Below are 22,308 nucleotides of genomic sequence, written 5' to 3'. Positions count from 1 at the left end.
TAGCGGTGGATCAGTCGCTATGAATGTTGACTGACACACCGCCATCGCCGGCAAGCCGGCTCCTACAGGTTTGGTTGCGTTTCGACTATTGAGAACGGAGCACCAACGATGTCGTCCTCCCCAACCTGGCCCGACCAGCACAAGGCCTGCCTTGCCCTGGCCTTCGACCTCGACGGCCCCACCGGCGATGCGATGCTCAACGGCTCGATCTGGCACAAGCCCGAGTACTTCGGTTTTGGTGGTTACGGCCCCTACCGGGCGCTGCCACGGATTCTCGACCTGCTCGACGACTTCCGCATCCCGACCACGTTTTTCGTTCCGGCCTGGGTCGTGGAGAACTGGCCGAAACAGTGCCAGGCGATTGTCGAGCGCGGGCATGAAGTGGCGTACCACGGCTACAAACACGAATCCTTTTACGCCCTGACGCTGGACCAGCAAAAGGACGTGATGAAGAAATCCCGCGAGGTGTTCTGGAAACACCTGAACATCCGCGCCGAAGGTTTCCGCACGCCGTCCGGCGACTGGCGCGCCGAGACCCCGGCGATGCTGGTGGAAGCCGGCGTGACCTACTCCAGCAGCATGCGCGGCGACGACCGGCCGTACCTGGTGAACGTGCCGGGGTTCGACACGCCACTGGTGGAAATACCCGGGCGCTGGGAAATGGACGACTACGCCTCCCTCGCCTACACCCGCGCGCCGGACTTTCCTTCGGGACTGGACCGCACGGCCAGCTACGAGCTGACTCTGGACAACTGGTGCCGCGAGTACGACGGCGCCATGAGTGAGGGGTTGTGCCTGACCACCCTGTTCCACCCCAAGATCACCGGCAAACCGGGACGCATCCTGCTGCTGGAAAAACTGTTCGAACACATGCGTCAGCGCGACGACGTGTGGTTTGCCACTTGCCGCGACGTCGCCCAGTGGTGGCTGAAGGAGCATCACCATGGCTGATTCCATCGTCTGGCCCGACGGCTATCGCTGCGCCGTGGTACTGACCGTCGATTACAACGATATTCACGGGATTCTCACCCAGGCGCCGGAAGTCGCCGGGCGCGACAAGACACTGTCTGTATGGCGTTACGGCAGCCAGCGCGGCGTCGAGCGTCTGCTGGGTTTGTTCAAGGAGCTGGGGGTTCGCAGCAGCTGGTTTGTCCCCGGCATCGTCGCCGAAGAAAACCCCGAACACCTTCAGGCGATTCAGGCCGGTGGGCATGAAATTGCCTGCGCCGGGTATCGCCATCAAAACTACGACACCCTCGATCTGGCGCAGCAGAGCGCCGAAATTGCCGCCGGCTGCGAGGCTCTGCAAGCATTGACCGGCCAGCGTCCGACGGGGTTTCGCATCCCCGCCGGCAATGGCGCGCCGGGGTTCATCGAGGCGCTGAGGGATCAAGGCATTCATTGGTCATCCTCCTGGCGCGGCGATGATTTGCCGTTCGCACATCCCACTGCGCCGCAGGTGATTGAACTGCCCTTGCACTACGAGCTGGAAGACGAACCCTACTTCGCGTTCAACCTGAGCCCGGCGGTGCCGCCGGCGCAATCGCGGATCGCTTCCTACAGCCACACCCTGGGCAACCTGCAAATGGACTTTGCAGGGTTTCACCGCTTCGGGCTGTGTTACGTGCTGCGTTTGCACCCGGAGATCATTGCCACGCCGGGACGGATCGGCGTGTTGCGCGAATTGCTGCAGGGCATTCAGCAACACAACGACGTGTGGATCGCCACCGGAGCCGAAGTCGCTCAGTGGTGGGCCGATTCTGCGACGCCTGTGACCGAGGATCACCCGGCGTCAGTGTACGAACGGCATTATCGGGACTACCTCCTATGACCGAGCGTTTGCAACGACTGGCGCAGTTTTGCGTCGACACACGATTTGAAGACTTGCCCCCGGCACTGGTTGCACAAGCCAAACGGCACATTCTCGACACCTTTGGCGCGACGCTGGCCGGGGCTGATAGCGATGTGGCGAAACAGGCGCGCCTGGTGTTCGCGGGCGAAACCGGCGGCACGCTGGTCTGGGGCGCGGACCTGCGGGTCGGTGCCGCTCAGGCTGCGATGCTCAACGGCGTCGCCGCGCATGCGCTGGAACTGGATGACACCGGTGGCTGTGACCATTCCGGCGCAGTGGTGCTGCCGGCGGTGATGGCCGCTGTTTCGATGTCCACGCGGCCTGTCAGTGGTCGCGAGTTCATCACGGCGGTGGTCATCGGTTACGAAGTCGGCCGCCGCGTGCTCGAAGCCTGTGGTGGTTATTCGGCGCACAACGGTGCCGGCTGGCATTCCACCGCCACCTGCGGCGTGTTTGGCGCGGCGGCGGCAAGTGCACGCATCCTGGGTTTGAACGCCGGACAAATGCTCTCGGCACTGGGCATTGCCGGCAGTTTCAGCGGCGGCTTGTGGGCCTTCATCCACGACGGCTCGCAGAGTAAAAAACTGCACAGCGGGCGCGCCGCCGAAGGTGGATTGCTGGCAGCACGGTTTGCGCAGCAAGGCATCACCGGGCCGTCGAAGCTGTTCGATGATGTCTGGGGCGGTTTCCTGAAAACCCTGGCCGGCGAGACGGCACAACCAGAGGCACTGGATGCCGACCTGGGCGTCGTGTGGAAGCTCGCCCGCTGTTCGATCAAGCCGTACGCCTCGTGCCGTGGCACGCATTCGGCCATCGACGCGTTGGGGTTGTTGCTGGATCAACTGCAGGTGGATGTCGATCAGGTTGAAGACCTTGAGGTTTCGCTGTGCGGGTTTCTGCAGGACATGTGCGGCGCTCAGGAAGTGAGCAGCCTCGCGGCGGCGCAGATGAGCTTGCCGTACGCCCTCGCCGCACGCTTGGTTCATGGGCATTGCCGGCTGGAGGCGTATGACGACGAGCAACGGCGTGTTCCGCAGATTGCGCTGTGGATGTCGCGCATTCGTCTTGTAGTGGACCCGCAACTGTCAGAGGATGGCGAGCCCGTGGTGAGCGTGCGGACGGTGGACGGTCGGCAGGCGAGCCTGTGCGTCGACCCGCCACTGGGTGCGCCGGGTAATCCGTTGAGTGATGAAGCGTTGGAACAGAAGTTTTTCAGTCTGGCGGTGCGGGTGATGCCGAGGTTGCAGGCAGAGGAACTGATCGGGCAGTTGTGGCGGTTGGAAGCATTGGAATCGGTTGCTGCGCTGGATCGGTGGTTGAGTTGAATTTTGCGTTGCCTGTGCGGGCCTCTTCGCGGGCAAGCCTCGCTCCTACAGGGGCAGCGCAACCGTGTAGGAGCGAGGCTTGCCCGCGAATGGCGCGACACGGTACACCGTCGAACACCCTGAAATCTGAATAAGGACATTTGCCCCACCGTGGCCACTTACTCGCTTGTTATCCGCCGGTTGATGATCGTATCGCTGACCATCGTCGTCAGCCGCGCCATCACCAGCCCGTTGCTCACGTTGTTCCTGAGCAACAAACTGGGCCTCAACCAACAGGACGTTGGCTTGCTGCTGGGCATCGCGGTGTTCATCGCCACCCTGCTCGCGCTCTACGGCGGCTACATCATCGACCGCCTCGAAAAGCGCCGGCTGCTGATCCTCGCCATGCTCTCCAGTGCCATCGGTTTCGTGCTGCTGACCTTCGCCGAAAACCTCTATTTGACCACCCTGACCCTGGTGATCACCGAAACCGCTTCGGCGCTGTTCCTGATCGGCTCGAAGGCGATCCTCAGCGAAAACCTGCCCATGGGCCAGCGTGCCAAGGCCTTTTCCCTGCGCTACACCCTGACCAACATCGGTTACGCCACGGGGCCGATGCTCGGCGTGGTCATCGCCGGTGTCTACCCGATTGCGCCATTCCTGATTGCCGGCGGCATTGCGTTTTTCAGCATCTTTTTGATGAGCGGGATCCCGAAAGATTCGAGCCAGACACCGGCGATTGGGCAGCCGCAAAGCTTTCTGAAAACCCTGATCACCCTGAAAAACGACCGCACGCTGATCATGTTCACTTGCGGCTGTCTGCTCAGCACCGTGGTCCATGGGCGCTTCACCCTGTACCTGTCGCAATACCTGCTGGTGACCCAGGACTCCAAACGCGCCCTGGAAACCATGGCCGCCCTGCTCGCCTGCAACGCCATCAGCGTGATCCTGCTGCAATACCAGATCGGCCGTTTCCTCAAGCGTGAACAACTGCGCTACTGGATTGCCGGTGGCACCAGCCTGTTCATCCTCGGCCTGATCGGCTTCAGCCTGGCGGACAGCCTGGTGTCGTGGTGCATCGCGATGTTCATCTTCACCCTCGGCGAAATGATCATTTACCCCGCCGAGTTCCTGTTCGTCGACACCCTGGCCCCGGAAGAACTGCGCGGCAGTTACTACGGCGCGCAAAACCTGGCGGCCCTGGGCGGTGCCCTGAGCCCGGTGATTTGCGGTTTCCTGTTGATGCACACCCCGGCGCCGACGATGTTTTATGCCCTGAGCGCGCTGACCGCCATGGGCGGTTTCCTGTGTTTCATGAGCGGACGCCGGGTGGCTTTACAGCAAAATTAATGCACTGAAACTGCATTAATATGAATTTGTCTCCGTCTGGAATGAGCGGCACACTGTGCCTCGTTCCTCCCCCAATAGTTGGAACGACTTCAAGGGCTTTCTGGGTATCCCAGCTAAGCCTTTTTTTTGCCTCGACTTTTGCAACGGACCGTTCACCTCATGTTTGCTCGCTGGTTCCCCGCCGCCATCAATACCCGACCTTCTGAATGGAGCCGTGCCGCCATCGGCATGGCCCTCGGTACGATGTTCAGCGTCTGGCTGTGCTCACAGGTTTTCGGCATCGAAGTGGCGCAGCACCTGATCGGTCCGCTGGGCGCCTCGGCAGTGCTGTTGTTCGCGGTGTCCTCCGGCGCATTGGCACAACCCTGGTCGATTCTCGGCGGTTACTTGAGCGCAGGAGTGGTCGCATTGTTGGTCGCCCACGTGCTCGGACGAACCCTTGGCAGTGCTTGCCTGGCCGCAGGCATGTCACTGATTTTGATGTGCTGGCTGCGTTGCCTGCATCCGCCGGCCGGTGCCTTGGCGTTGCTGCTGGTATTGGCAGACCCGGCGACCATCGCGCTGGACTGGAAAGCTCTCGGCCCGGTAATGCTCGGCGCCTCGACGATGTTGCTCAGCGCGCTGGCATACAACAACCTGACGCGCATTCGTTACCCAAGACGCGCCAGTGAACCGGTGGCGATGGTGCCGGCCGATCACCCGCCGATCGACAGCCAGGCGATCACTGCCCAGGATCTGAAACGGGCGCTGGCGGACATGGAAGCTTTCTTTGATGTCACGCCCGAAGACCTTGAACAGTTGATTCAAGCCAGTGAGTTGCATGCCAAACGGCGCAGTATCACTGAAGTCCTTAGCCGCAGAACCTGACACCCTACAGAACCCTTCAGGAGCGAGCAGTCTCGCTCCTGAAGGTTCGAGTCAAGCCGCAGATAATTGCTTGGCCGGTACTGCCAGACTCACTGCCCGCACCGATGCACCGGCACTCAACCCCAGCGTTTTTGCAGTCTGCGCATCGACAATCAACGTGCCCGCCGCTACCCGCGCCGGTGCTGCGGTAATCCGGCACTCGGCAAACTGGCGGTTGTGAATCAGGTAAGTCGCCGCCTGTTCTCCGGGGGTGCCAATGCTCAATTGCAGTACCTGACTGTCACGCACCGCGCGGATGTCGGCGGTGGCGCATTCAATCAGCGGCCCGCCATCGAAAATGTCGATGTAGTCGCGGTGTTCGAATCCTTCCGCCTGAAGCATGCCCAGCGCCGGCTCGGTGTTGGGATGGACGCGGCCAATCACCGAGCGCGCTGCTTCCGGCAACAGGCAGGTCGGCAGCGGAAACTTGGGCATCAGTTCCGCGATGAAGGTCTTGTTGCCCAGGCCGGTGAGGTAATCGGCATCGGCAAAGTCCATCTTGAAAAAGTGCCGCCCCAGCCCTTCCCAGAACGGTGAAATGCCCGCTTCGTCCGAGTAGCCGCGCATCTCTGCAATGACCTTGTCGCCGAAGTGCTGACGGAACTCTGCGAGAAACAGGAACCGCGCCTTCGACAACAAGCGCCCGTTCAGGCCGCTGCGATGATCGGCGTGCAGGAACAGTGAGCACAACTCCGATTGCCCGGTCATGTCGTTACCCAGGAACAACGTCGGCAGTTGTTGATTGATCCCGAGGTTTTTCGACGCCGCGACAAACAAGCCCATTCGATAGTTGTACCAGGGCTCGCGCAGGCCGACGGCACCGGCCAATGCGCAAATACCGATCGCTTCTTGGTGGTCGTTCTCCAGCACAAACAGGTAGTCGGCATCGGCACGCTCGGCGTCGCCGGCAAAGGTTTTCGCGGCCCATTCCAGACGCTGGCGCAAACGCGGCGCATCGGCAGGCAAGGTGGTCAAACCGGTCCCGGCGCTATGAGCCAGGGCCAGGAGTGCCGGCAGGTCAGCCGGTGTGGCGGGACGGACGATCATCGCACTTGCTCCTTGGCAGTCAGGTGTTTGGGCAGGAATACTTCGGCCAACATGCAGCGGGCGCTGCCGCCGCCGATGCGTTCGATGGTGTCGATGTTCACCGGCAGCGGCGTGGTGTGGGCCTCGATCAACCGACGCTGGCGGGTGTCCAACGCTTGCCAGGCGGTACGTGACATCACCAGCACGGGGTCGCCCGCACTGCTTTGAACTTCCAGCATGTTGCCGGCAAAGGATTCCAGCTGGCTCCAGTTCAGCGCGATGACTTGCTTGCCGCTGTCTTCCAGCCGCGAGCGCAGGGCCAGGCGTTCGCTCGGGTTCGTGACCGATGCCAGGCAGGCAATGGCCAGCCGCGTACCGACGCTCATCATCACGTTAGTGTGGTAAATCGCGACGCCCTGACGGTCCTGCGCCGTGAACGCGCACAGCTCGTAACCCAGATGGTTGACCACCTCATCCAGCGCCCGGGCGTGGGTGCGGGTGGAGTAGCCGGCGTAGCAAATCCGCTGCTGACGATCCAGCACCATGCTGCCGGTGCCTTCCAGGAAGACTTCCTGCTGTTCGAGGCTGGAAAGGTCCAGCAACTGCTCGACCCGGTATTCGTCGCGCAGCCAGTCGAGCACACCTTTATCCCGCTCCAGGCGCCGGTTGTGGCCCTGCATCGGGTACAGCACCAACGTGCCGTCGGGGTGGCTGCTCCACCAGTTGTTGGGAAAGATCGAGTCTGGCGTGTGCGGGGCCTCAAGGTCGTTGTGCACAAGGACCTCGACGCCTTGCCCGCGCAGTGCGGCAACGTAGCCGTCGAATTCTTGCAGGGCCTTGAGCTGAACGTCTTCGGACACGGCGGCCGGGCGCTGAAAACGGTTGTTCGCCGCCGTGTCCTGATTGAAAGAGAAACGTGTCGGGCGAATCATCAAAACGGTATTGGTGGTTTGCATGGGCACAGATTCAATGAGGGTTGAGAGAGGCTCATTGTCTGTTTCGGGAGCGGGAAAACCCGGTTGATAAGGGTTTTTAAGGTGATGGAAACGGCTGAAGATTCCGGCCCCTCCAGCCGATTCGGCAAACACCAAAAACCACTGTGGGAGCGAGCCTGCTCGCGATAGCGGCGTACCAGTCGACATCAATGCCGGATGACACACCGCTATCGCCGGCAAGCCGGTCTCGCTCCCACAGGGAACTGCGGTGTTCACTACTCCATCGTGGTCTTGACCATCGCCAGTTCCGGGTGGCTGACCAGTTTGTCGATGTGCAGCTCCGGGTCGTCGAACCAGACTTCGGTCAGCACCCGGTAATGTTCCATGTCGCGGCAACGCATGCGCAGGCTGTAGTCGAACGCGCCGCTGATCAAGCGACACTCCAGCACCTGCGGGCAAGCACGGACCTTGGCTTCGAAGGCTTTTTGCGCCGCCCGCCCGCTCTGGTTCGACAGCGCAACCAACACCAGCAAAGACAGCCCCGGTGTCAGTTTTTTCTCATCGAGGATCGCCCCGTAACCGCGAATGACCCCGAGCTGTTCAAGCTTGCGCACCCGTTCCAGGCATGGCCTGGGGGTCAGGTGCACGCGCTCCGAAAGCTTTTGGTAAGTGATGCGCCCTTCATGGCGCAGCACTTCAATGATTGCCTGATCGATACGATCAAGCACGATCGACAGATCGCGGATATCCGCCATGTACGTCTTGCCTCACTTCAAACGACCCGATAGGAATTGCTGCAAACGTTCACTGTTTGGCCGGTCGAGGATCGTCGCATCACCCTGCTCCTCGACCCGCCCCTGATGCAAGAACAACACCTGGCTCGACACCTGCCGGGCAAAGCCCATTTCGTGGGTCACCATCAACATGGTCCGGCCTTCTTCCGCCAGTGCCTGAATCACCTTGAGCACTTCGCCGACCAATTCCGGATCAAGGGCCGAGGTCGGCTCGTCGAACAACAGAATTTCCGGCTCCACCGCCAGCGCCCGGGCAATCGCCACCCGTTGTTGCTGCCCACCGGACAGAAACGCCGGGTATTGATCGGCGACTCGCTGCGGCAAGCCGACCTTGTCCAGATAAGCCCGTGCACTTTCCTCTGCCGCCTTGCGGCTGATGCCCAGCACCCGGCACGGCGCCAGCACGATGTTTTCCAGGACGGTCAGGTGACTCCACAAATTGAAATGCTGGAACACCATCGCCAGGCGCGTGCGCAAGCGCTGCAACTGTGCCGGATGGGCGACGCGCATGCCACCCGCACCCGGGCGAGTGATGACCCGTTCGCCGTCGAGTTCGATGGCGCCTTCGTCCGCCCGTTCCAGAAAATTGATGCAACGCAGCATGGTGCTTTTGCCTGAACCGCTGGCGCCGATCATGCTCACCACGTCCCCTGCCCGCGCATTCAACGAGACGCCCTTGAGCACTTCATTGTCACCAAAACGTTTATACAGATTTTCAACCGTGAGTTTGTACATGCAGACACCCCTGCAGCAGCACCCGATTCGGCGCTGCTCTGGATAAATGGATTAATGAGTCGGCCCGAGAAAGCTCAGCCAGCGCTTTTCCGCGAGGCGAAATGCGCCGACCAGGCCAAACGACAACGCGAGGTACAGCAGGCCGGCAATGCCGAACGCCTGAAAGGTCATGAAGGTCGCAGCGTTAGCGTCGCGGGCGACTTTGAGAATGTCTGGAATGGTTGCGGTGAACGCCACCGAAGTCGCGTGCAGCATCAGGATCACTTCGTTGCTGTAATACGGCAGCGCCCGGCGCAGCGCCGAGGGCAGGATCAGTCGCAGGTACAGGCGCCAGCCGCTCAAGCCATAAGCGTGGGCTGCCTCGATTTCACCGTAGGGAATGCTGCGGATCGCCCCGGCGAAAATTTCCACGGTATAGGCGCAAGTGTTGAGGGTGAACGCGAGCAGCGTGCAATTCATCGCGTCGCGAAAGAACGCTTCGAGCAGCGGCTGCGAGCGCACCACTGCGATGCCGTAGATCCCGCTGTAGCAAATCAGCAGCTGGATATACAGCGGCGTACCGCGAAACACGTAGGTAAACAGCTGAACCGGCCAGCGCAGCAAGCCCCAGCGCGAGGTGCGCAGGATCGCCAACGGCAACGACAGGACAAAGCCCATCGCGATGCTCGCCACCAGCAACCACAGGGTCATCGCCAGGCCAGTGAGGGTCTCGCCGTCGCTGAACAGAAAGGGTTTCCAGTATTCGGCAATCAACTCGATCATCGCGCCATCCCCCGTACGCCCTGGTTGTAACGTCGCTCCAACACACGCAAGGCGTAGTTCGACGCGCTGGTGATCAGCAGATAAAGCGCCGCCGCCATCAGCAGGAAATCGAGCATGTTGAAGGTGCTTTTACCGGCCTCCTGCGCGACCTTTACCAGGTCCGACAGGCCGATGATCGACACCAGCGCCGTGGCCTTGAGCAACACCAGCCAGTTGTTGCCCAGGCTCGGCAAGGCGAAACGCATCATTTGCGGAAACACCACGAAACGAAACCGCTGCCAGCGGTTCAAACCGAAACACGCCGCGGCTTCCTGCTGTCCACGCGGCACGCTGAGGATCGCCCCGCGAAAGGTCTCGGTGAAATACGCGCCATAGATAAACCCGAGGGTGATAATCCCGGCCACGAACGGGTCGATTTCCATGTACGGCCAGCCCATCGCTTCGGTCAGGCTGCTCAGCCAGCCTTGCAGGCTGTAGAAAATCAGCAGCATCAACACCAGGTCCGGCACACCGCGAATCAAGGTGGTGTAGAAGGTTGCCGGCAGGTTCAACAGCTTCAGCGGCGACAGCTTTGCCGCCGCGCCGAGCAGCCCCAGCGCCATGCTCACCAGCAGCGAGAGCGCCGACAGTTTCAGCGTGACCCAGGTGCCGTGCAGCAACAATGGGCCATAGCCTTGCAGGGCCGAAACATCGAGCCCGATCAGATTCAGGAAGGAATTCACGCCAGTCACCTGTCTTGAGGCGCCCACGATGAAACACTGTGCCGGTTCACGGCACAGTGTCTTGGGGCGCGAGGATCAGTTGTTGTAGAGGTCCAGATCGCCGAAATGCTTCTGCTGGATCTGTGCGTAGATGCCCTTGTCGTGCAGGGCCTTGATGGCGGCATTGAGCATGCCTTTGAGTTCTTCGTTGTCCTTGCGCACGCCGATGGCGATTTCCGACGGCACCAACGGGTCGCTGATGCCTTCGCTGTTCTGGAAGTCAGCCCCTTGTGGGGATGTGAGGAAGCTCATCTGCGCTTGCAGCTTGTCCTGGATCGACGCATCGAGACGGCCATAAACCAGGTCGGCGTATACCTGATCCTGATTCTGATAAGCGCGCAGCTTCACGCCGCCCGGCCCCAGTTTGGCCTTGGCGTAGGTTTCCTGAATCGTGCCCTGCATGTAACCGATGGTCTTGCCCCGCAGCGACTCGGCGTTGGGCAGCAGCCCGGAGTCCTTGCGGGTGACGATGGCGGTCGGCCCGGCGTACAGACGGTCGGTGAAGTCGATCTGCTTTTTGCGCGGCTCGGTCACGGTCATCGACGATTCGATGGCGTCGAACTTGCCGGCCTTGAGGGCTGGAATCAGCCCGTCGAAATCATTGCTGACCCACACGCAGGTCAGTTTCAGCTCGGCACAGATCGCGTTGCCCAGGTCCACGCCAAAGCCCTGCACGCCGCCATCGGCGGTGGTTGACTCAAAAGGCGGGTAGCTTGGGTTGACGCCGAATCGCAGCTCTTTCCATTCCTTGGCATGGGCGCCGGTGGTGCAGCACAGCAGCGCGAGTGTCGGCAAAGTCAGCCATTTGATATTCATCTTCTTGAGTCCCGATTTGTTTGGAGTTATCGCGGCCTGGCGAACCGGACCGCCTTTTTGGGCAGGAACAGAGAGTCGGTGCGGCGCGAGCCGCAACAGCGTTCTTATTGTTTTGTTCGAGGGGCCGCACGTTGCGGCCTCCAGCCTGAAACCCTCGACACAGACGGCTTCAAAAGCACGGCCAGAATGCCAACAGATAACCTGTTGCAGGTGTCGTAAGGGCCGCTCCAGACGCCCCGATTGCGCTGATAAGGCTGTTTTCACAGCCGATTCGGTCGTGAGCGCGGCCCGCGGTGGTCTTGAGAGGGAGATCCTTCAGCGCTATTACAAAAATGCACACGAGACCTGCACATATCCGGGTTGTACTAGGCAAATTTGCACTGTTACGATCCAGCATCGCTCGCGCGCGAGCTTCTCTATAAAGAACAATAAAAGCAGGGAGTTAGTGATGACTGCTCAGGTTTCATCGAAGTGGACTTCGTCCATGGATGCCACGCAAAACGACGTGCTGGCCGAGGTTCGCAACCATATCGGTCACCTGACCCTCAACCGCCCCGCCGGCCTCAACGCCATTACCCTCGACATGGTGCGCAATCTGCAGCGTCAGCTCGACGCCTGGGCGCAGGATTCGAACATTCACGCGGTGGTCTTGCGCGGTGCCGGCGAAAAAGCCTTTTGTGCCGGCGGCGACATCCGCTCGCTGTATGACAGCTTCAAAAACGGCGACACCCTGCACGAAGACTTCTTCGTCGAGGAATACGCCCTCGACCTCGCGATTCACCATTACCGCAAACCGGTTCTCGCCCTGATGGACGGCTTCGTCTTGGGCGGCGGCATGGGCCTGGTGCAAGGCGCCGATTTACGCGTGGTCACCGAGAAAAGCCGCCTGGCGATGCCGGAAGTGGCCATCGGTTATTTCCCGGACGTCGGTGGCAGCTACTTCCTGCCGCGCATCCCCGGTGAACTGGGGATCTACCTGGGCGTCAGCGGCGTGCAGATCCGTGCGGCGGATGCGCTCTATTGCGGCCTGGCCGACTGGTATCTGGACAGCAGCAAACTGGCCACGCTGGACGAAAAACTCGATCAGCTGGAATGGCACGACACGCCGCTCAAGGACCTGCAAGGCCTGCTGGCCCGACTCGCCGTGCAGCAACTGCCGGACGCGCCATTGGAAGCGCTGCGCCCGGCTATCGATCACTTCTTCGCCCTGCCCGATGTGCCGGGTATTGTTGAACAACTGCGCAACGTCACGGTTGCCGACAGCCATGAATGGGCGACCACCACCGCCGACCTGCTGCAAAGCCGTTCACCGCTGGCCATGGGCGTGACCCTGGAAATGCTGCGGCGCGGTCGGCACCTGAGTCTGGAAGACTGTTTTGCCCTGGAGCTGCACCTGGACCGTCAGTGGTTCGAGCGCGGCGACCTGATCGAAGGCGTGCGCGCCTTGCTGATCGACAAAGACAAGACCCCGCGCTGGAACCCGCCGACCTTGCAGGCGCTGGACGCCGCACACGTCGCGAGTTTTTTCACAGGGTTTGACCGGAGCGGGAGCTGAGCCATGCACGATATCGAATTGAGCGAAGAGCAAGTCATGATCCGCGACATGGCCCGGGACTTTGCCCGTGGCGAAATCGCGCCCCACGCGCAAGCCTGGGAAAAGGCCGGCTGGATCGACGACGGTCTGGTGGCGAAGATGGGCGAACTGGGTCTGCTGGGCATGGTGGTGCCCGAGGAATGGGGCGGCACTTATGTCGATTACGTCGCCTACGCCCTGGCGGTGGAAGAGATTTCCGCCGGCGACGGCGCCACGGGCGCACTGATGAGCATCCACAACTCCGTGGGTTGCGGGCCGGTCATGAACTACGGCACCGACGAACAGAAACAGACCTGGTTGCCGGATCTGGCCAGCGGCAAGGCCATTGGCTGCTTCTGCCTGACCGAGCCGCAAGCCGGTTCCGAGGCGCATAACCTGCGCACCCGCGCCGAACTGCGCGACGGCCAGTGGGTGATCAACGGCGCCAAGCAATTCGTCAGCAACGGTAAACGGGCGAAACTGGCGATTGTGTTTGCCGTGACCGATCCGGACCTGGGCAAGCGTGGTATCTCGGCGTTTCTGGTGCCGACCGATACCGCCGGTTTCATCGTTGATCGCACCGAACACAAGATGGGCATTCGCGCCTCCGATACCTGCGCAGTCACCCTGAGCAACTGCACCATCCCCGAAGCCAATCTGTTGGGTGAGCGCGGTAAAGGCCTGGCCATCGCCCTCTCCAACCTCGAAGGCGGACGCATCGGCATCGCCGCGCAGGCCTTGGGTATCGCGCGTGCCGCTTTCGAAGCGGCGCTGGCCTACTCCCGTGATCGCGTGCAGTTCGCCAAGCCGATCATCGAGCACCAGAGCATCGCCAACATGCTGGCCGACATGCACATGCAACTCAACGCTGCACGGTTGATGATCCTGCACGCCGCGCGGTTGCGCAGTGCCGGCAAGCCGTGTCTGTCGGAGGCTTCGCAGGCCAAGCTGTTTGCCTCGGAAATGGCGGAGAAGGTCTGCTCCTCAGCGATGCAGATCCATGGCGGGTACGGGTATCTGGAGGATTACCCGGTGGAGCGTTATTACCGGGATGCGCGGATCACGCAGATTTATGAAGGGTCGAGCGAGATTCAGCGGATGGTGATTGCCCGAGAGTTGAAGAATTATCTGGTGTGAACCTTAAAAAGCTTCGCGGGCAAGCCTCGCTCCTACAGGTTATCGGTGTTCGCATGAACAACACATAACCCGTAGGAGCGAGGCTTGCCCGCGAAGACGTCCGTGAGAACGCTACATCACTTACCGACGAACTCCGCCTCACGCTTGGCAATAAACGCCGCCATCCCTTCCTTCTGATCCTGCGTCGCAAACGCCGCATGGAACACCCGACGCTCAAAGCGCACGCCTTCCGACAGGCTCACTTCGAAGGCGCGGTTGACGCTTTCCTTGACCATCATCGCAATCGGCAACGATTTCTTGGCGATCAGTGCGGCGACTTTCAGCGCTTCTTCCAGCAATTCATCCGCTGGCACGATTCGCGCCACGATCCCGCAACGCTCCGCTTCAACCGCATCGATCAAACGCCCGCTCAGGCACATTTCCATCGCCTTGGCTTTACCGACCGCGCGAGTCAGGCGCTGGGTGCCGCCCATGCCCGGCAACACGCCGAGGTTGATTTCCGGTTGGCCGAACTTCGCGTTGTCCCCGGCGAGGATGAAGTCGCACATCAGCGCCAGTTCACAACCACCGCCCAGGGCAAAACCGTTCACGGCAGCGATGATCGGCTTGCGGCGGTTGGCCACGCGGTCGCTGTCGCTGAACAGATCGTCGAGGTAGATCTGCGGGTAGGTCAGCTCAGCCATTTCCTTGATGTCGGCACCTGCGGCGAAGGCTTTTTTCGAGCCGGTCAGCACGATGCAACCGATGTTCGAATCGGCTTCCAGGCCATCGAGGGCGTGGTTCAGTTCGCTGACGATCTGCGCGTTCAACGCGTTCAGCGCCTGCGGACGGTTCAGGGTGATCAGGCCGACACGGCCGTGGGTTTCCAGCAAAATCGTTTCGTAACTCACAATGGACTCCTTCTTAAAGACTGCGCGAAATGACCATGCGCTGAATATCGCTGGTGCCTTCGTAGATCTGGCACACCCGCACGTCGCGGTAGATCCGCTCCAGCGGGAAGTCGTTCAGATAACCGTAACCGCCGAGGGTTTGCAATGCGGCAGAGCAGACCTTTTCGGCCATTTCCGAGGCAAACAGCTTGGCCATGGACGCTTCGACCAACGCCGGTTTGCCGCTGTCACGCAGCGCGGCGGCGTAATGCACCATTTGCCGGGCGACGGCGATCTGGGTCGCCATGTCCGCGAGGCGGAACGCGACGGCCTGATGCTCGATGATCGGTTTGCCGAAGCTCTCGCGCTCACGGGCGTAATCCCGCGCCGCTTCAAACGCGGCTCGGGCCATGCCCACCGATTGCGAAGCGATGCCGACGCGGCCGCCTTCGAGGTTGGCCAGGGCAATTCGATAGCCTTCACCCTCCTCGCCCAAGCGGTTGGCCACCGGCACTTTGACGTCTTCGAACAGAATCTGGCAGGTGTCGGACGCATGCTGGCCGAGTTTGTCTTCGACGCGGGCGACTTTGTAGCCCGGTGAATCGGTCGGCACGATCAGTGCGGTGATCCCGCGTTTGCCGGCGCTCGGGTCCGTCACTGCAAACACGATCACCACGCCGGCGTTTTGCCCGGAGGTGATGAACTGTTTGCAACCGTTCAGGACGTAATGATCACCTTCCAGGCGCGCACGGGTTTTCAGGCCGCTGGCATCGGAGCCGGCCTGCGGTTCGGTCAGGGCGAAGGCGCCGAGCATTGCACCGCTGGCCAACGGTTTGAGAAAGCGTTCTTTCTGGTCGTCGTTGCCGTAGTTCAGGATCGGCACGCAGCCGACCGAGTTGTGCACGCTCATGATGGTCGAGCAGGCGCCGTCGCCGGCGGCGATTTCTTCCAGGGCCATGGCGTAGGCCAGGTAACCGGTGTCGCACCCGCCCCACTGTTCGGGCACCAGCATGCCGAAGAAGCCCAGTTCAGCCATTTCACCGATGGCTTCCTTGGGGAAGCGGTGCTCACGGTCCCATTCGGCGGCGAACGGTTTCAGCCGTTCCTGGGCAAACTGCCGGGCCGCTTCGCTGATCTGCAGTTGTTCGTCATTGGGAATCATGGCAAATCCTTAAAATCCGGGGTACGACACAGAACTCTGTGGGAGCCAGCCTGCTGGCGATGGCGTCGTGTCAGTCACTGTCTGCTTTTATGACATACCGCATCGCCAGCAGGCTGGCTCCCACAGGGGTGAGGTTGGCCTAGTACAGGCATTCCACGGCCATCGCCGTGGCTTCGCCGCCGCCGATGCAGATCGCCGCAACGCCGCGTTTCAGGCCTTTCTGGCGCAGGGCCGAGAGCAGGGTCACGAGGATCCGCGCGCCGGACGCACCGATCGGGTGGCCCAAGGCGCACGCGCCGCCGTGCACGTTGAGTTTCTCGTGGGGGATTTCCAGATGGGTCATCGCAGCCATGCCGACCACCGCGAAGGCTTCATTGACTTCCACCAGGTCCACGTCATTCAACGACCAGCCGGTTTTCTTCATCAGCCGCTTGATCGCGCCGATCGGTGCCACCGGGAACAGGCCCGGCGTGTCGGCGAATGCCGCGTGGCCATGGATCACCGCCAGCGGTTTGAGGCCGCGCTTGTCCGCTTCGGAACGACGCATCAGCACCAGCGCCGCCGCACCGTCGGAAATCGAGCTGGAGTTGGCCGCCGTCACCGTGCCGCCTTCGCGGAAGGCCGGTTTCAGCGAGGCAATCTTGTCCAGTTTGGCTTTCGGCGGCTGCTCATCGTTGCTGATGACGACTTGCTCTTTGCCGACGGTCACGGTCAGCGGCACGATCTCGTCCTTGAAGCTGCCGTCCTCGATCGCCTGCTGCGCGCGGGTGGTCGAAGCGATGGCAAAGGCATCCTGGGCTTCGCGGCTGAAGCCGTTGGTTTCAGCGCAATCTTCCGCGAAAGTGCCCATCAGGCGGCCCTTGTCGTAGGCGTCTTCCAGGCCGTCGAGGAACATGGAGTCGAGCACACGGCCATGGCCCATGCGATAACCGCTGCGGGCGCGGTCCAGCAGGTATGGCGCGTTGGACATGCTTTCCATGCCGCCCGCCACCACCACATCGGCACTGCCGGCGAGCAGCATGTCATGGGCCAGGATGGCCGCTTCCATACCGGAACCGCACATCTTGTTCAGGGTGGTGCAGCGGGTCGATTTATCCAGCCCGGCGCCCAGTGCAGCCTGGCGCGCAGGGGCCTGGCCGAGGCCGGCGGGCAGCACGCAGCCAAACAGCACTTCTTCAACCGCGTCCGGCGCAACACCGGCGCGTTCAACCGCGGCGCGAATCGCGGCGGCACCCAATTGCGGTGCAGTCAGGCTTTTCAGTTCGCCCTGGAAACCGCCCATCGGGGTACGGACGGCGCTGACGATAACGATTGGATCGTGGGAAAGGGTCATGACAAATCCTCCTTACTTGGCGGCCATGCGCAAGGCACCGTCGAGACGGATCACCTCGCCATTGAGCATGCTGTTATCAATGATATGCCTGACCAGCTGCGCGTACTCGGCCGGTTTGCCCAAACGTGGTGGAAACGGCACGCCAGCGGCAAGGGAATCGCGGACTTCCGGGGTCATGCCGGCCATCATCGGCGTCTCGAAAATCCCTGGGGCGATGGTCATCACACGGATACCGAAGCGCGCCAGTTCACGAGCCGCCGGCAAGGTCAGGCTGACAATCGCGCCTTTCGATGCCGCATAAGCCGCCTGGCCGATCTGGCCGTCATAGGCCGCGGCGGATGCGGTGTTGATGATCACACCGCGCTCGCCATCGGCATCCGGCTCGGTTTCGGCGATGGCCGCCGACGCCAGACGCAGCATGTTGAAGCTGCCGATCAGGTTGACGTTGATCACCTGGCTGAAACTGGCCAGTGCATGCGGACCGTTTTTGCCGAGGATCTTCTCGCCACGCACGATGCCGGCGCAGTTGACCAGACCGTTCAGGCCACCGAAGGCTTTGACCGTGGCCTGCACTGCCGCTTCCGCCGCCGCTTCATTGCTGATGTCCGCGACCACGCTTTGCGCGCCGAGACGTTCAGCCTGGGCCGCGACCGCTTCGGCGTTCATGTCCACCAGCATCACTTTGGCGCCGGCAGCGACCAGCATTTCAGCGGTGGCCGCACCGAGCCCGGAGGCACCGCCGGTGACGAGAAAAACCTTGTTTTCGATCTGCATCATTGTTTCCTTGGATTCAAGCTGAAACGTTCTTCGCTGCGGCCTCTTGAGCCTTGGCGATTTCCTGGTTGCGCAAGATAAAGCGCTGCAATTTGCCGCTTGGGGTTTTCGGCAACTCGCTGACAAATTCGATTTCACGTGGGTAAGAGTGCGCGGCCAGACGTTTGCGCACATGTTGGCGCAGTTCTTCGGCCAACTCCGGCGCGGCGCGGTATTGCGCGCTGAGCACGACGAAGGCTTTGACCAGTTCGGTGCGCTCCGGATCGGGTTTGCCCACCACGGCGGCTTCGACGACGGCCGGGTGTTCGATCAACGCACTTTCCACGTCGAACGGGCCGACACGGTAGCCGGAGGTGGTGATTACGTCGTCACTGCGGCCGACGAAACTGATGCTGCCGTCCGGGTTCCACTCGACGGTATCGCCGCTCAGGTAATAGTTGCCGACGAAGGCTTTGGTCGGTGCGCCTTCGTAGCCGTTGAACCAGCACATTGGCGATTGAGTGCGGTCGATGGCGAGGATGCCGGGTTGGCCGACACCCAGTTCCTTGTACTCCTCGTCCAGCACCACGATACGGTGGCCCGGCGAAGCAAAACCGGCGGCGCCCATGTGGATCGGATGATCGAGGCCGTGGTGGTTGCACAGGACCATGCCCAATTCGGTCTGGCCGTAATGGTCGTGAATGACCACGCCGAGGTTGTCGGCGAACCAGCGGATCACTTCCGGGTTCAACGGCTCGCCGGCGCTGCTGACGATGCGCAACTTGCCTTTGATCGACTTAGCGAACTCATCGCCACCGGCGATCAAAAGACGATAGGCGGTTGGTGAGCCAGTGAGGTTGGTGATCCCGTACTTGTTGATCACCCGGCAGGTGCTTTCGAGGGTGAACGGGCCATCGTAAAAGGTGATCGGATGCCCCATCGCCATTGGCCCGGTGACGCCGAAATAGATGCCGTAGGCCCAACCCGGATCGGCGACGTTCCAGAACGCGTCTTCAGGGCGCAGGTCCACGGCGTCGCGGGTGTAACTCTCGAACGCGACGATTGCCTTGAGCGGCACCGACAACGCTTTCGACGGGCCGGTGGTGCCGGAGGTGAACATCAGCAGGAACGGGTCTTCGCCGGTCAGCAGCACCGGTTCGCAGTCAGCGGAATAGTTGGCCAGTTCGGCCCAGAAACTGAAATCGCCACGGACGATGCCCTGGCCTTTTGCACCACCGACGGTGACGATGGTCGGGCAGTCGGCGACTTCAGCGAGTTTCGAGCGATTGACCGCGTCGGTCACCACCACTTTGGCGCCGGAGCTGCTCAAGCGGTGTTCGATGGCCTTGGGGCCGAACGCGGTGAACAGCGGCTGATACACCGCGCCGATGCGCCAGGTGGCGAACACGGTGATCAACAATTCGATATTGCGCGGCAGCAGGCCGGCGACCTTGTCGCCTTTTTTTACGCCCTGCGCCAGCAGGAAATTGGCGAAACGTGCAGCCTTGTCCTGCAAGTCGCTGAAGGTGTACGTAGAGCTGGAACCGTCGCGACCTTCCCAGAACAGCGCGATGCGACCTGGTAACGCATGCCGGTCGCAACACTCGACACAGGCATTGAGGGCCGTCAGGTTCCCCGCGAGTGCGGCGTCGACGGTGTGCTGATAATTGAACTGTGACGTGGCAGACAAGTAATCGCGCATTGCCAGAATCCCTCGGTATTTTTATTAGGTTGGGGGAAGCGTAACCAACAGCGAAATACTCGCTCTGCGCGGGGGGGGGGGCAATGGTCAAAGCTATCAAGTTGTCTGACTGGTTTGGCCAAGATCCAACAGATGTGGCGCCCGGTTTGACGCGTTCGCGGGCAAGCCTCGCTCCTACAGGGGATCGCATTTCTCTGTAGGAGCGAGGCTTGCCCGCGAAGAGGCCCGCCCAATCACCACAAAACCCGGATCAGCTCGCTTCGGTCAGAATCAAACTCCGATAATGCCCCGGATTCGACCCCGACCATTTGCGAAACGCCTTGTAGAACGAGCTCGCATCGGCAAACCCCAGCCGTGTGGCGATTTCGGCGAAGCTGATACTTGGCTCCGCCAGCCAGACAATGGCCAGTTCCTTGCGCACGCTGTCCTTGAGGCCTTGATAGGTCTGCCCCTCCTCCGCAAGCCGCCGCCGCAAGGTCGAGGCCGACATGCACAGTTGCTGTGCCAGAGGTTCGGTTTCCGGCCACTGTTCGGCGGGCAATTGCCGCAAATCGTGCTTGATCCGACTCGCCAGACTCTCCGGGTCGCGGTACTTGACCAGAATATTGGCCGGCGCATGGGCCAGGAAGCGCTTGAGTTCTTCCGCGCTGCGCTTGATCGGCAGGTCCAGGCAATCGGCCGAAAAAATCATTCGAGTGCGCGGCCGGTCGAAACGCAGGTTCTCGGAAAACATCACCTGATAGTCATCACAGAAATCCGGTTCCGGGCAGCGCAACTCGATGGCCAGAATCGGAATCCGCCGCCCGGCCAGCCAACACGCAACACCGTGAACGATCATCCAGTAGGTGAAATAGGTGAACGCGCGGCGAGGGTCCTGGTCGTCTTCCAGCAGGACGATTTCCGCGAGACTTTGCTGACGAACCAGCTGCGCGGGCAGGTGTTCGAGCATCAACGACAGAAACCCCAGCCCCGAAGTCAGGCCGGCAGCAAGGCTCGACTGGACCATCGAGCAGCGGCACAGGAACTCCAGGCTGCCGGATTTGAGCTTGCGCGGGTCCATGCCAAAAAACTCATCGTCGCCACGTCGGGCCAGCAACCGCCACAAACGCGCATAGGCCGTGGCCGGGACGCGGGCAACGGCGGACTCCAGCAGCGCCGGATCGATACCGACCTTGTTCAACACCTCATCGGTGGCCGCGCCAGGGGCGCAACTTTGCAACAGCGCTTCACGCACCAGTTGAATGGAAATGGTGTCTTTTTCCGACATTGCGCGGGGTGTGCCCTGTTGTTTGAGTGGAGGGCATAGTAGCGCACAGCGACACAGTTCCGTAGGAGCGAAGCTTGCTCGCGAAAGCAGTGTGTCATTCAACATCCACAGTGACTGACATGGCCTCTTCGCGGGCAAGTCGGATCGCCGCACCGCTCGCTCCTACAGGGGGTACTTGGGCGATGTTGAGGGTTGTTCAGGTTAGGTTCAGGTAAATGTCAACTATTGGCATTTGGGAATGAGTGTCATTATGTTACAAATTAGCACCCTATCTAATTCCACGACGGTGCTGAATGCTTGTTCCTTTTCTGATCATGCTGCGCGAAGGCATCGAGGCCGCATTGATCGTCGGCATCATCGCCAGTTACCTCAAGCAAACCGGTCGTGGCCAGTGGATGCCGGCCGTTTGGATTGGTGTGTTTCTCGCTGCGGCACTGGCCCTGCTGGTGGGCGGTGGTCTGGAACTGGTCAGCGCTGAGTTCCCGCAGAAACAACAGGAACTGTTTGAAGGTGTGGTCGGCCTGGTGGCGGTCGGCATCCTCAGTTCCATGGTGTTCTGGATGCGCAAGGTGGCGCGTTCGATCAAGCATTCGCTGCACGTCTCCCTCGATCAGGCGCTGGCTGGCTCTAAACATCAGGTCACGGCGCTGATTGCCATGGTGTTTTTCGCCGTCGCCCGGGAAGGCCTGGAAACGGTGTTTTTCCTGCTCGCGGTGTTCCAGCAAAGCGAAGGCCCGGCGGCCCCGATTGGCGCCCTGCTCGGCCTGATTCTGGCGATCATCGTTGGCTTCCTCATTTACACCGGCAGCATGCGCCTGAACCTCGGCGCGTTCTTTCGCTGGACAGGGCTGTTCATCCTCGTGGTGGCCGCCGGCATTCTCGCCAACTCGGTACAGGCGCTGCATGAAGCCGGGGTCTGGAATCACCTGCAAACCGTGCTGTTCGACTTCAGCGCCACGCTGCCAATGGACGGCCCGTTGGGCTCGGTGCTGGCCGGGATGTTCGGCTACCAGGACGCGCCCACCGTCAGCACCCTCGGCGCTTATCTGATTTACCTGGTGGTGGCGCTGGTGATGTTTTTTCTCCCGGCGCCACCTGCCCTCCGTAGGAGCGAGCCCGCTCGCGATGGTCGTTAACGATAACGCGTAAAACCAGATGCCCAGCGGCGCCTGTGGCTTTTTCGCGAGCAGGCTCGCTCCCACAGGGTGGGCGTACGCCAATGCATTTTTTCCAGTCAGTAAGGGCACCCATGTCAAATCAAGCCCCTCCCC

General features: G+C 61.3%; 21 protein-coding genes. 8 read left to right on the top strand and 13 right to left on the bottom strand.

The annotated features are described in order from the left end of the window. The first annotated feature begins 108 nt into the window (after positions 1-108). The 5 genes from KGB27_RS01680 to KGB27_RS01660 all read left to right on the top strand — a co-directional run bounded on the left by KGB27_RS01680 (position 109) and on the right by KGB27_RS01660 (position 5,373). Positions 109-951 (top strand): polysaccharide deacetylase family protein, encoded by an 843-nt coding sequence (locus tag KGB27_RS01680; RefSeq protein ID WP_223552801.1) that lies wholly within the window; start codon positions 109-111, stop codon positions 949-951. Continuing rightward, positions 944-1,831 (top strand): polysaccharide deacetylase family protein, encoded by an 888-nt coding sequence (locus tag KGB27_RS01675; RefSeq protein WP_207284293.1) that lies wholly within the window; start codon positions 944-946, stop codon positions 1,829-1,831. Before KGB27_RS01680 ends, KGB27_RS01675 begins: the two co-directional genes overlap by 8 nt. After that, a complete protein-coding gene (locus tag KGB27_RS01670; protein WP_223552799.1) occupies positions 1,828-3,177 on the top strand; it encodes an MmgE/PrpD family protein in 1,350 nt (449 codons plus the stop codon). The genes KGB27_RS01675 and KGB27_RS01670 overlap by 4 nt, the downstream gene beginning before the upstream one ends. A 150-nt stretch (positions 3,178-3,327) precedes the next feature. Continuing rightward, the gene (locus KGB27_RS01665; RefSeq protein ID WP_008026490.1) at positions 3,328-4,506 is read left to right on the top strand and encodes an MFS transporter; all 1,179 of its coding nucleotides are present in this window, start codon (positions 3,328-3,330) and stop codon (positions 4,504-4,506) included. 159 nt (positions 4,507-4,665) lie between these two features. Further along, entirely contained in the window at positions 4,666-5,373 is a 708-nt protein-coding gene (locus KGB27_RS01660; protein ID WP_008026493.1) for an HPP family protein, read from the top strand. Between the two features lie 51 nt (positions 5,374-5,424). On the opposite strand, the gene astA is transcribed toward KGB27_RS01660, so the two are convergent. From astA to KGB27_RS01625, 7 genes are all read right to left on the bottom strand, one after another. Continuing rightward, positions 5,425-6,459, bottom strand: a complete 1,035-nt coding sequence (gene astA / locus KGB27_RS01655; protein WP_223552797.1) for an arginine N-succinyltransferase — start codon at positions 6,457-6,459, stop codon at positions 5,425-5,427. After that, positions 6,456-7,394 carry a citrulline utilization hydrolase CtlX gene (gene ctlX / locus KGB27_RS01650; protein ID WP_008038378.1) on the bottom strand — a complete coding sequence of 313 codons (939 nt, stop codon included), beginning with the start codon at positions 7,392-7,394 and terminating at the stop codon, positions 6,456-6,458. The genes astA and ctlX overlap by 4 nt, the downstream gene beginning before the upstream one ends. 254 nt (positions 7,395-7,648) lie before the next feature. Continuing rightward, the gene (locus tag KGB27_RS01645; protein ID WP_008026500.1) at positions 7,649-8,128 is read right to left on the bottom strand and encodes an Lrp/AsnC family transcriptional regulator; all 480 of its coding nucleotides are present in this window, start codon (positions 8,126-8,128) and stop codon (positions 7,649-7,651) included. A 12-nt stretch (positions 8,129-8,140) separates the two neighbouring features. Further along, positions 8,141-8,902 carry an ABC transporter ATP-binding protein gene (locus KGB27_RS01640; RefSeq protein WP_008038375.1) on the bottom strand — a complete coding sequence of 254 codons (762 nt, stop codon included), beginning with the start codon at positions 8,900-8,902 and terminating at the stop codon, positions 8,141-8,143. Between the two features lie 51 nt (positions 8,903-8,953). Next, positions 8,954-9,664, bottom strand: a complete 711-nt coding sequence (locus tag KGB27_RS01635; protein WP_008026504.1) for an ABC transporter permease — start codon at positions 9,662-9,664, stop codon at positions 8,954-8,956. Further along, entirely contained in the window at positions 9,661-10,386 is a 726-nt protein-coding gene (locus KGB27_RS01630; RefSeq protein WP_008038374.1) for an ABC transporter permease, read from the bottom strand. The genes KGB27_RS01635 and KGB27_RS01630 overlap by 4 nt, the downstream gene beginning before the upstream one ends. A 75-nt stretch (positions 10,387-10,461) precedes the next feature. Beyond that, on the bottom strand, positions 10,462-11,241 hold the full coding sequence (locus tag KGB27_RS01625) for a transporter substrate-binding domain-containing protein (protein ID WP_223552795.1): 780 nt from the start codon (positions 11,239-11,241) through the stop codon (positions 10,462-10,464). 448 nt (positions 11,242-11,689) lie between these two features. Here KGB27_RS01625 and KGB27_RS01620 point away from each other — a divergent pair, with 448 nt between their 5' ends. Further along, positions 11,690-12,796 (top strand): enoyl-CoA hydratase/isomerase family protein, encoded by a 1,107-nt coding sequence (locus KGB27_RS01620; protein ID WP_008038371.1) that lies wholly within the window; start codon positions 11,690-11,692, stop codon positions 12,794-12,796. A 3-nt stretch (positions 12,797-12,799) separates the two neighbouring features. After that, the gene (locus tag KGB27_RS01615; RefSeq protein WP_008026512.1) at positions 12,800-13,951 is read left to right on the top strand and encodes an acyl-CoA dehydrogenase family protein; all 1,152 of its coding nucleotides are present in this window, start codon (positions 12,800-12,802) and stop codon (positions 13,949-13,951) included. A gap of 116 nt (positions 13,952-14,067) precedes the next feature. Here the strand turns inward: KGB27_RS01615 and KGB27_RS01610 are convergent, their stop codons facing one another. The 6 genes from KGB27_RS01610 to KGB27_RS01585 all read right to left on the bottom strand — a co-directional run bounded on the left by KGB27_RS01610 (position 14,068) and on the right by KGB27_RS01585 (position 21,037). Then, complete coding sequence (locus tag KGB27_RS01610) at positions 14,068-14,841, bottom strand: enoyl-CoA hydratase (RefSeq protein ID WP_008038367.1); 774 nt, start codon at positions 14,839-14,841, stop codon at positions 14,068-14,070. A 13-nt stretch (positions 14,842-14,854) separates the two neighbouring features. Continuing rightward, a complete protein-coding gene (locus tag KGB27_RS01605; protein WP_008026517.1) occupies positions 14,855-15,982 on the bottom strand; it encodes an acyl-CoA dehydrogenase in 1,128 nt (375 codons plus the stop codon). A 139-nt stretch (positions 15,983-16,121) separates the two neighbouring features. Beyond that, on the bottom strand, positions 16,122-17,315 hold the full coding sequence (locus KGB27_RS01600) for an acetyl-CoA C-acyltransferase (RefSeq protein WP_223552791.1): 1,194 nt from the start codon (positions 17,313-17,315) through the stop codon (positions 16,122-16,124). 12 nt (positions 17,316-17,327) lie between these two features. After that, on the bottom strand, positions 17,328-18,089 hold the full coding sequence (locus KGB27_RS01595) for an SDR family NAD(P)-dependent oxidoreductase (RefSeq protein WP_008026522.1): 762 nt from the start codon (positions 18,087-18,089) through the stop codon (positions 17,328-17,330). A gap of 16 nt (positions 18,090-18,105) precedes the next feature. Then, entirely contained in the window at positions 18,106-19,770 is a 1,665-nt protein-coding gene (locus KGB27_RS01590; RefSeq protein ID WP_008026523.1) for an AMP-binding protein, read from the bottom strand. Between the two features lie 250 nt (positions 19,771-20,020). Next, on the bottom strand, positions 20,021-21,037 hold the full coding sequence (locus KGB27_RS01585; RefSeq protein ID WP_223552789.1) for an AraC family transcriptional regulator: 1,017 nt from the start codon (positions 21,035-21,037) through the stop codon (positions 20,021-20,023). A gap of 293 nt (positions 21,038-21,330) precedes the next feature. On the opposite strand from KGB27_RS01585, the gene efeU reads away from it, so the two are divergent. Further along, entirely contained in the window at positions 21,331-22,173 is an 843-nt protein-coding gene (gene efeU / locus KGB27_RS01580; protein WP_223552787.1) for an iron uptake transporter permease EfeU, read from the top strand. The last annotated feature ends 135 nt before the right edge of the window (positions 22,174-22,308 follow it).

It is taken from the genome of Pseudomonas sp. BF-R-01, from assembly GCF_019946615.1.
GTDB lineage: Bacteria > Pseudomonadota > Gammaproteobacteria > Pseudomonadales > Pseudomonadaceae > Aquipseudomonas > Aquipseudomonas migulae.
Note: the sequence above shows the minus strand (reverse complement) of the source record. Positions and strands in the feature narration are given on the sequence as shown.

Coding starts and splice junctions, on each gene's coding strand:
- KGB27_RS01680 (WP_223552801.1), top strand. CDS start 109: ATGTCGTCCTCCCCAACCTGGCCCGACCAGCACAAGGCCTGCCTTGCC.
- KGB27_RS01675 (WP_207284293.1), top strand. CDS start 944: ATGGCTGATTCCATCGTCTGGCCCGACGGCTATCGCTGCGCCGTGGTA.
- KGB27_RS01670 (WP_223552799.1), top strand. CDS start 1,828: ATGACCGAGCGTTTGCAACGACTGGCGCAGTTTTGCGTCGACACACGA.
- KGB27_RS01660 (WP_008026493.1), top strand. CDS start 4,666: ATGTTTGCTCGCTGGTTCCCCGCCGCCATCAATACCCGACCTTCTGAA.
- astA (WP_223552797.1), bottom strand. CDS start 6,459: ATGATCGTCCGTCCCGCCACACCGGCTGACCTGCCGGCACTCCTGGCC.
- ctlX (WP_008038378.1), bottom strand. CDS start 7,394: ATGCAAACCACCAATACCGTTTTGATGATTCGCCCGACACGTTTCTCT.
- KGB27_RS01645 (WP_008026500.1), bottom strand. CDS start 8,128: ATGGCGGATATCCGCGATCTGTCGATCGTGCTTGATCGTATCGATCAG.
- KGB27_RS01640 (WP_008038375.1), bottom strand. CDS start 8,902: ATGTACAAACTCACGGTTGAAAATCTGTATAAACGTTTTGGTGACAAT.
- KGB27_RS01635 (WP_008026504.1), bottom strand. CDS start 9,664: ATGATCGAGTTGATTGCCGAATACTGGAAACCCTTTCTGTTCAGCGAC.
- KGB27_RS01625 (WP_223552795.1), bottom strand. CDS start 11,241: ATGAATATCAAATGGCTGACTTTGCCGACACTCGCGCTGCTGTGCTGC.
- KGB27_RS01620 (WP_008038371.1), top strand. CDS start 11,690: ATGACTGCTCAGGTTTCATCGAAGTGGACTTCGTCCATGGATGCCACG.
- KGB27_RS01615 (WP_008026512.1), top strand. CDS start 12,800: ATGCACGATATCGAATTGAGCGAAGAGCAAGTCATGATCCGCGACATG.
- KGB27_RS01605 (WP_008026517.1), bottom strand. CDS start 15,982: ATGATTCCCAATGACGAACAACTGCAGATCAGCGAAGCGGCCCGGCAG.
- KGB27_RS01600 (WP_223552791.1), bottom strand. CDS start 17,315: ATGACCCTTTCCCACGATCCAATCGTTATCGTCAGCGCCGTCCGTACC.
- KGB27_RS01595 (WP_008026522.1), bottom strand. CDS start 18,089: ATGCAGATCGAAAACAAGGTTTTTCTCGTCACCGGCGGTGCCTCCGGG.
- KGB27_RS01590 (WP_008026523.1), bottom strand. CDS start 19,770: ATGCGCGATTACTTGTCTGCCACGTCACAGTTCAATTATCAGCACACC.
- KGB27_RS01585 (WP_223552789.1), bottom strand. CDS start 21,037: ATGTCGGAAAAAGACACCATTTCCATTCAACTGGTGCGTGAAGCGCTG.
- efeU (WP_223552787.1), top strand. CDS start 21,331: ATGCTTGTTCCTTTTCTGATCATGCTGCGCGAAGGCATCGAGGCCGCA.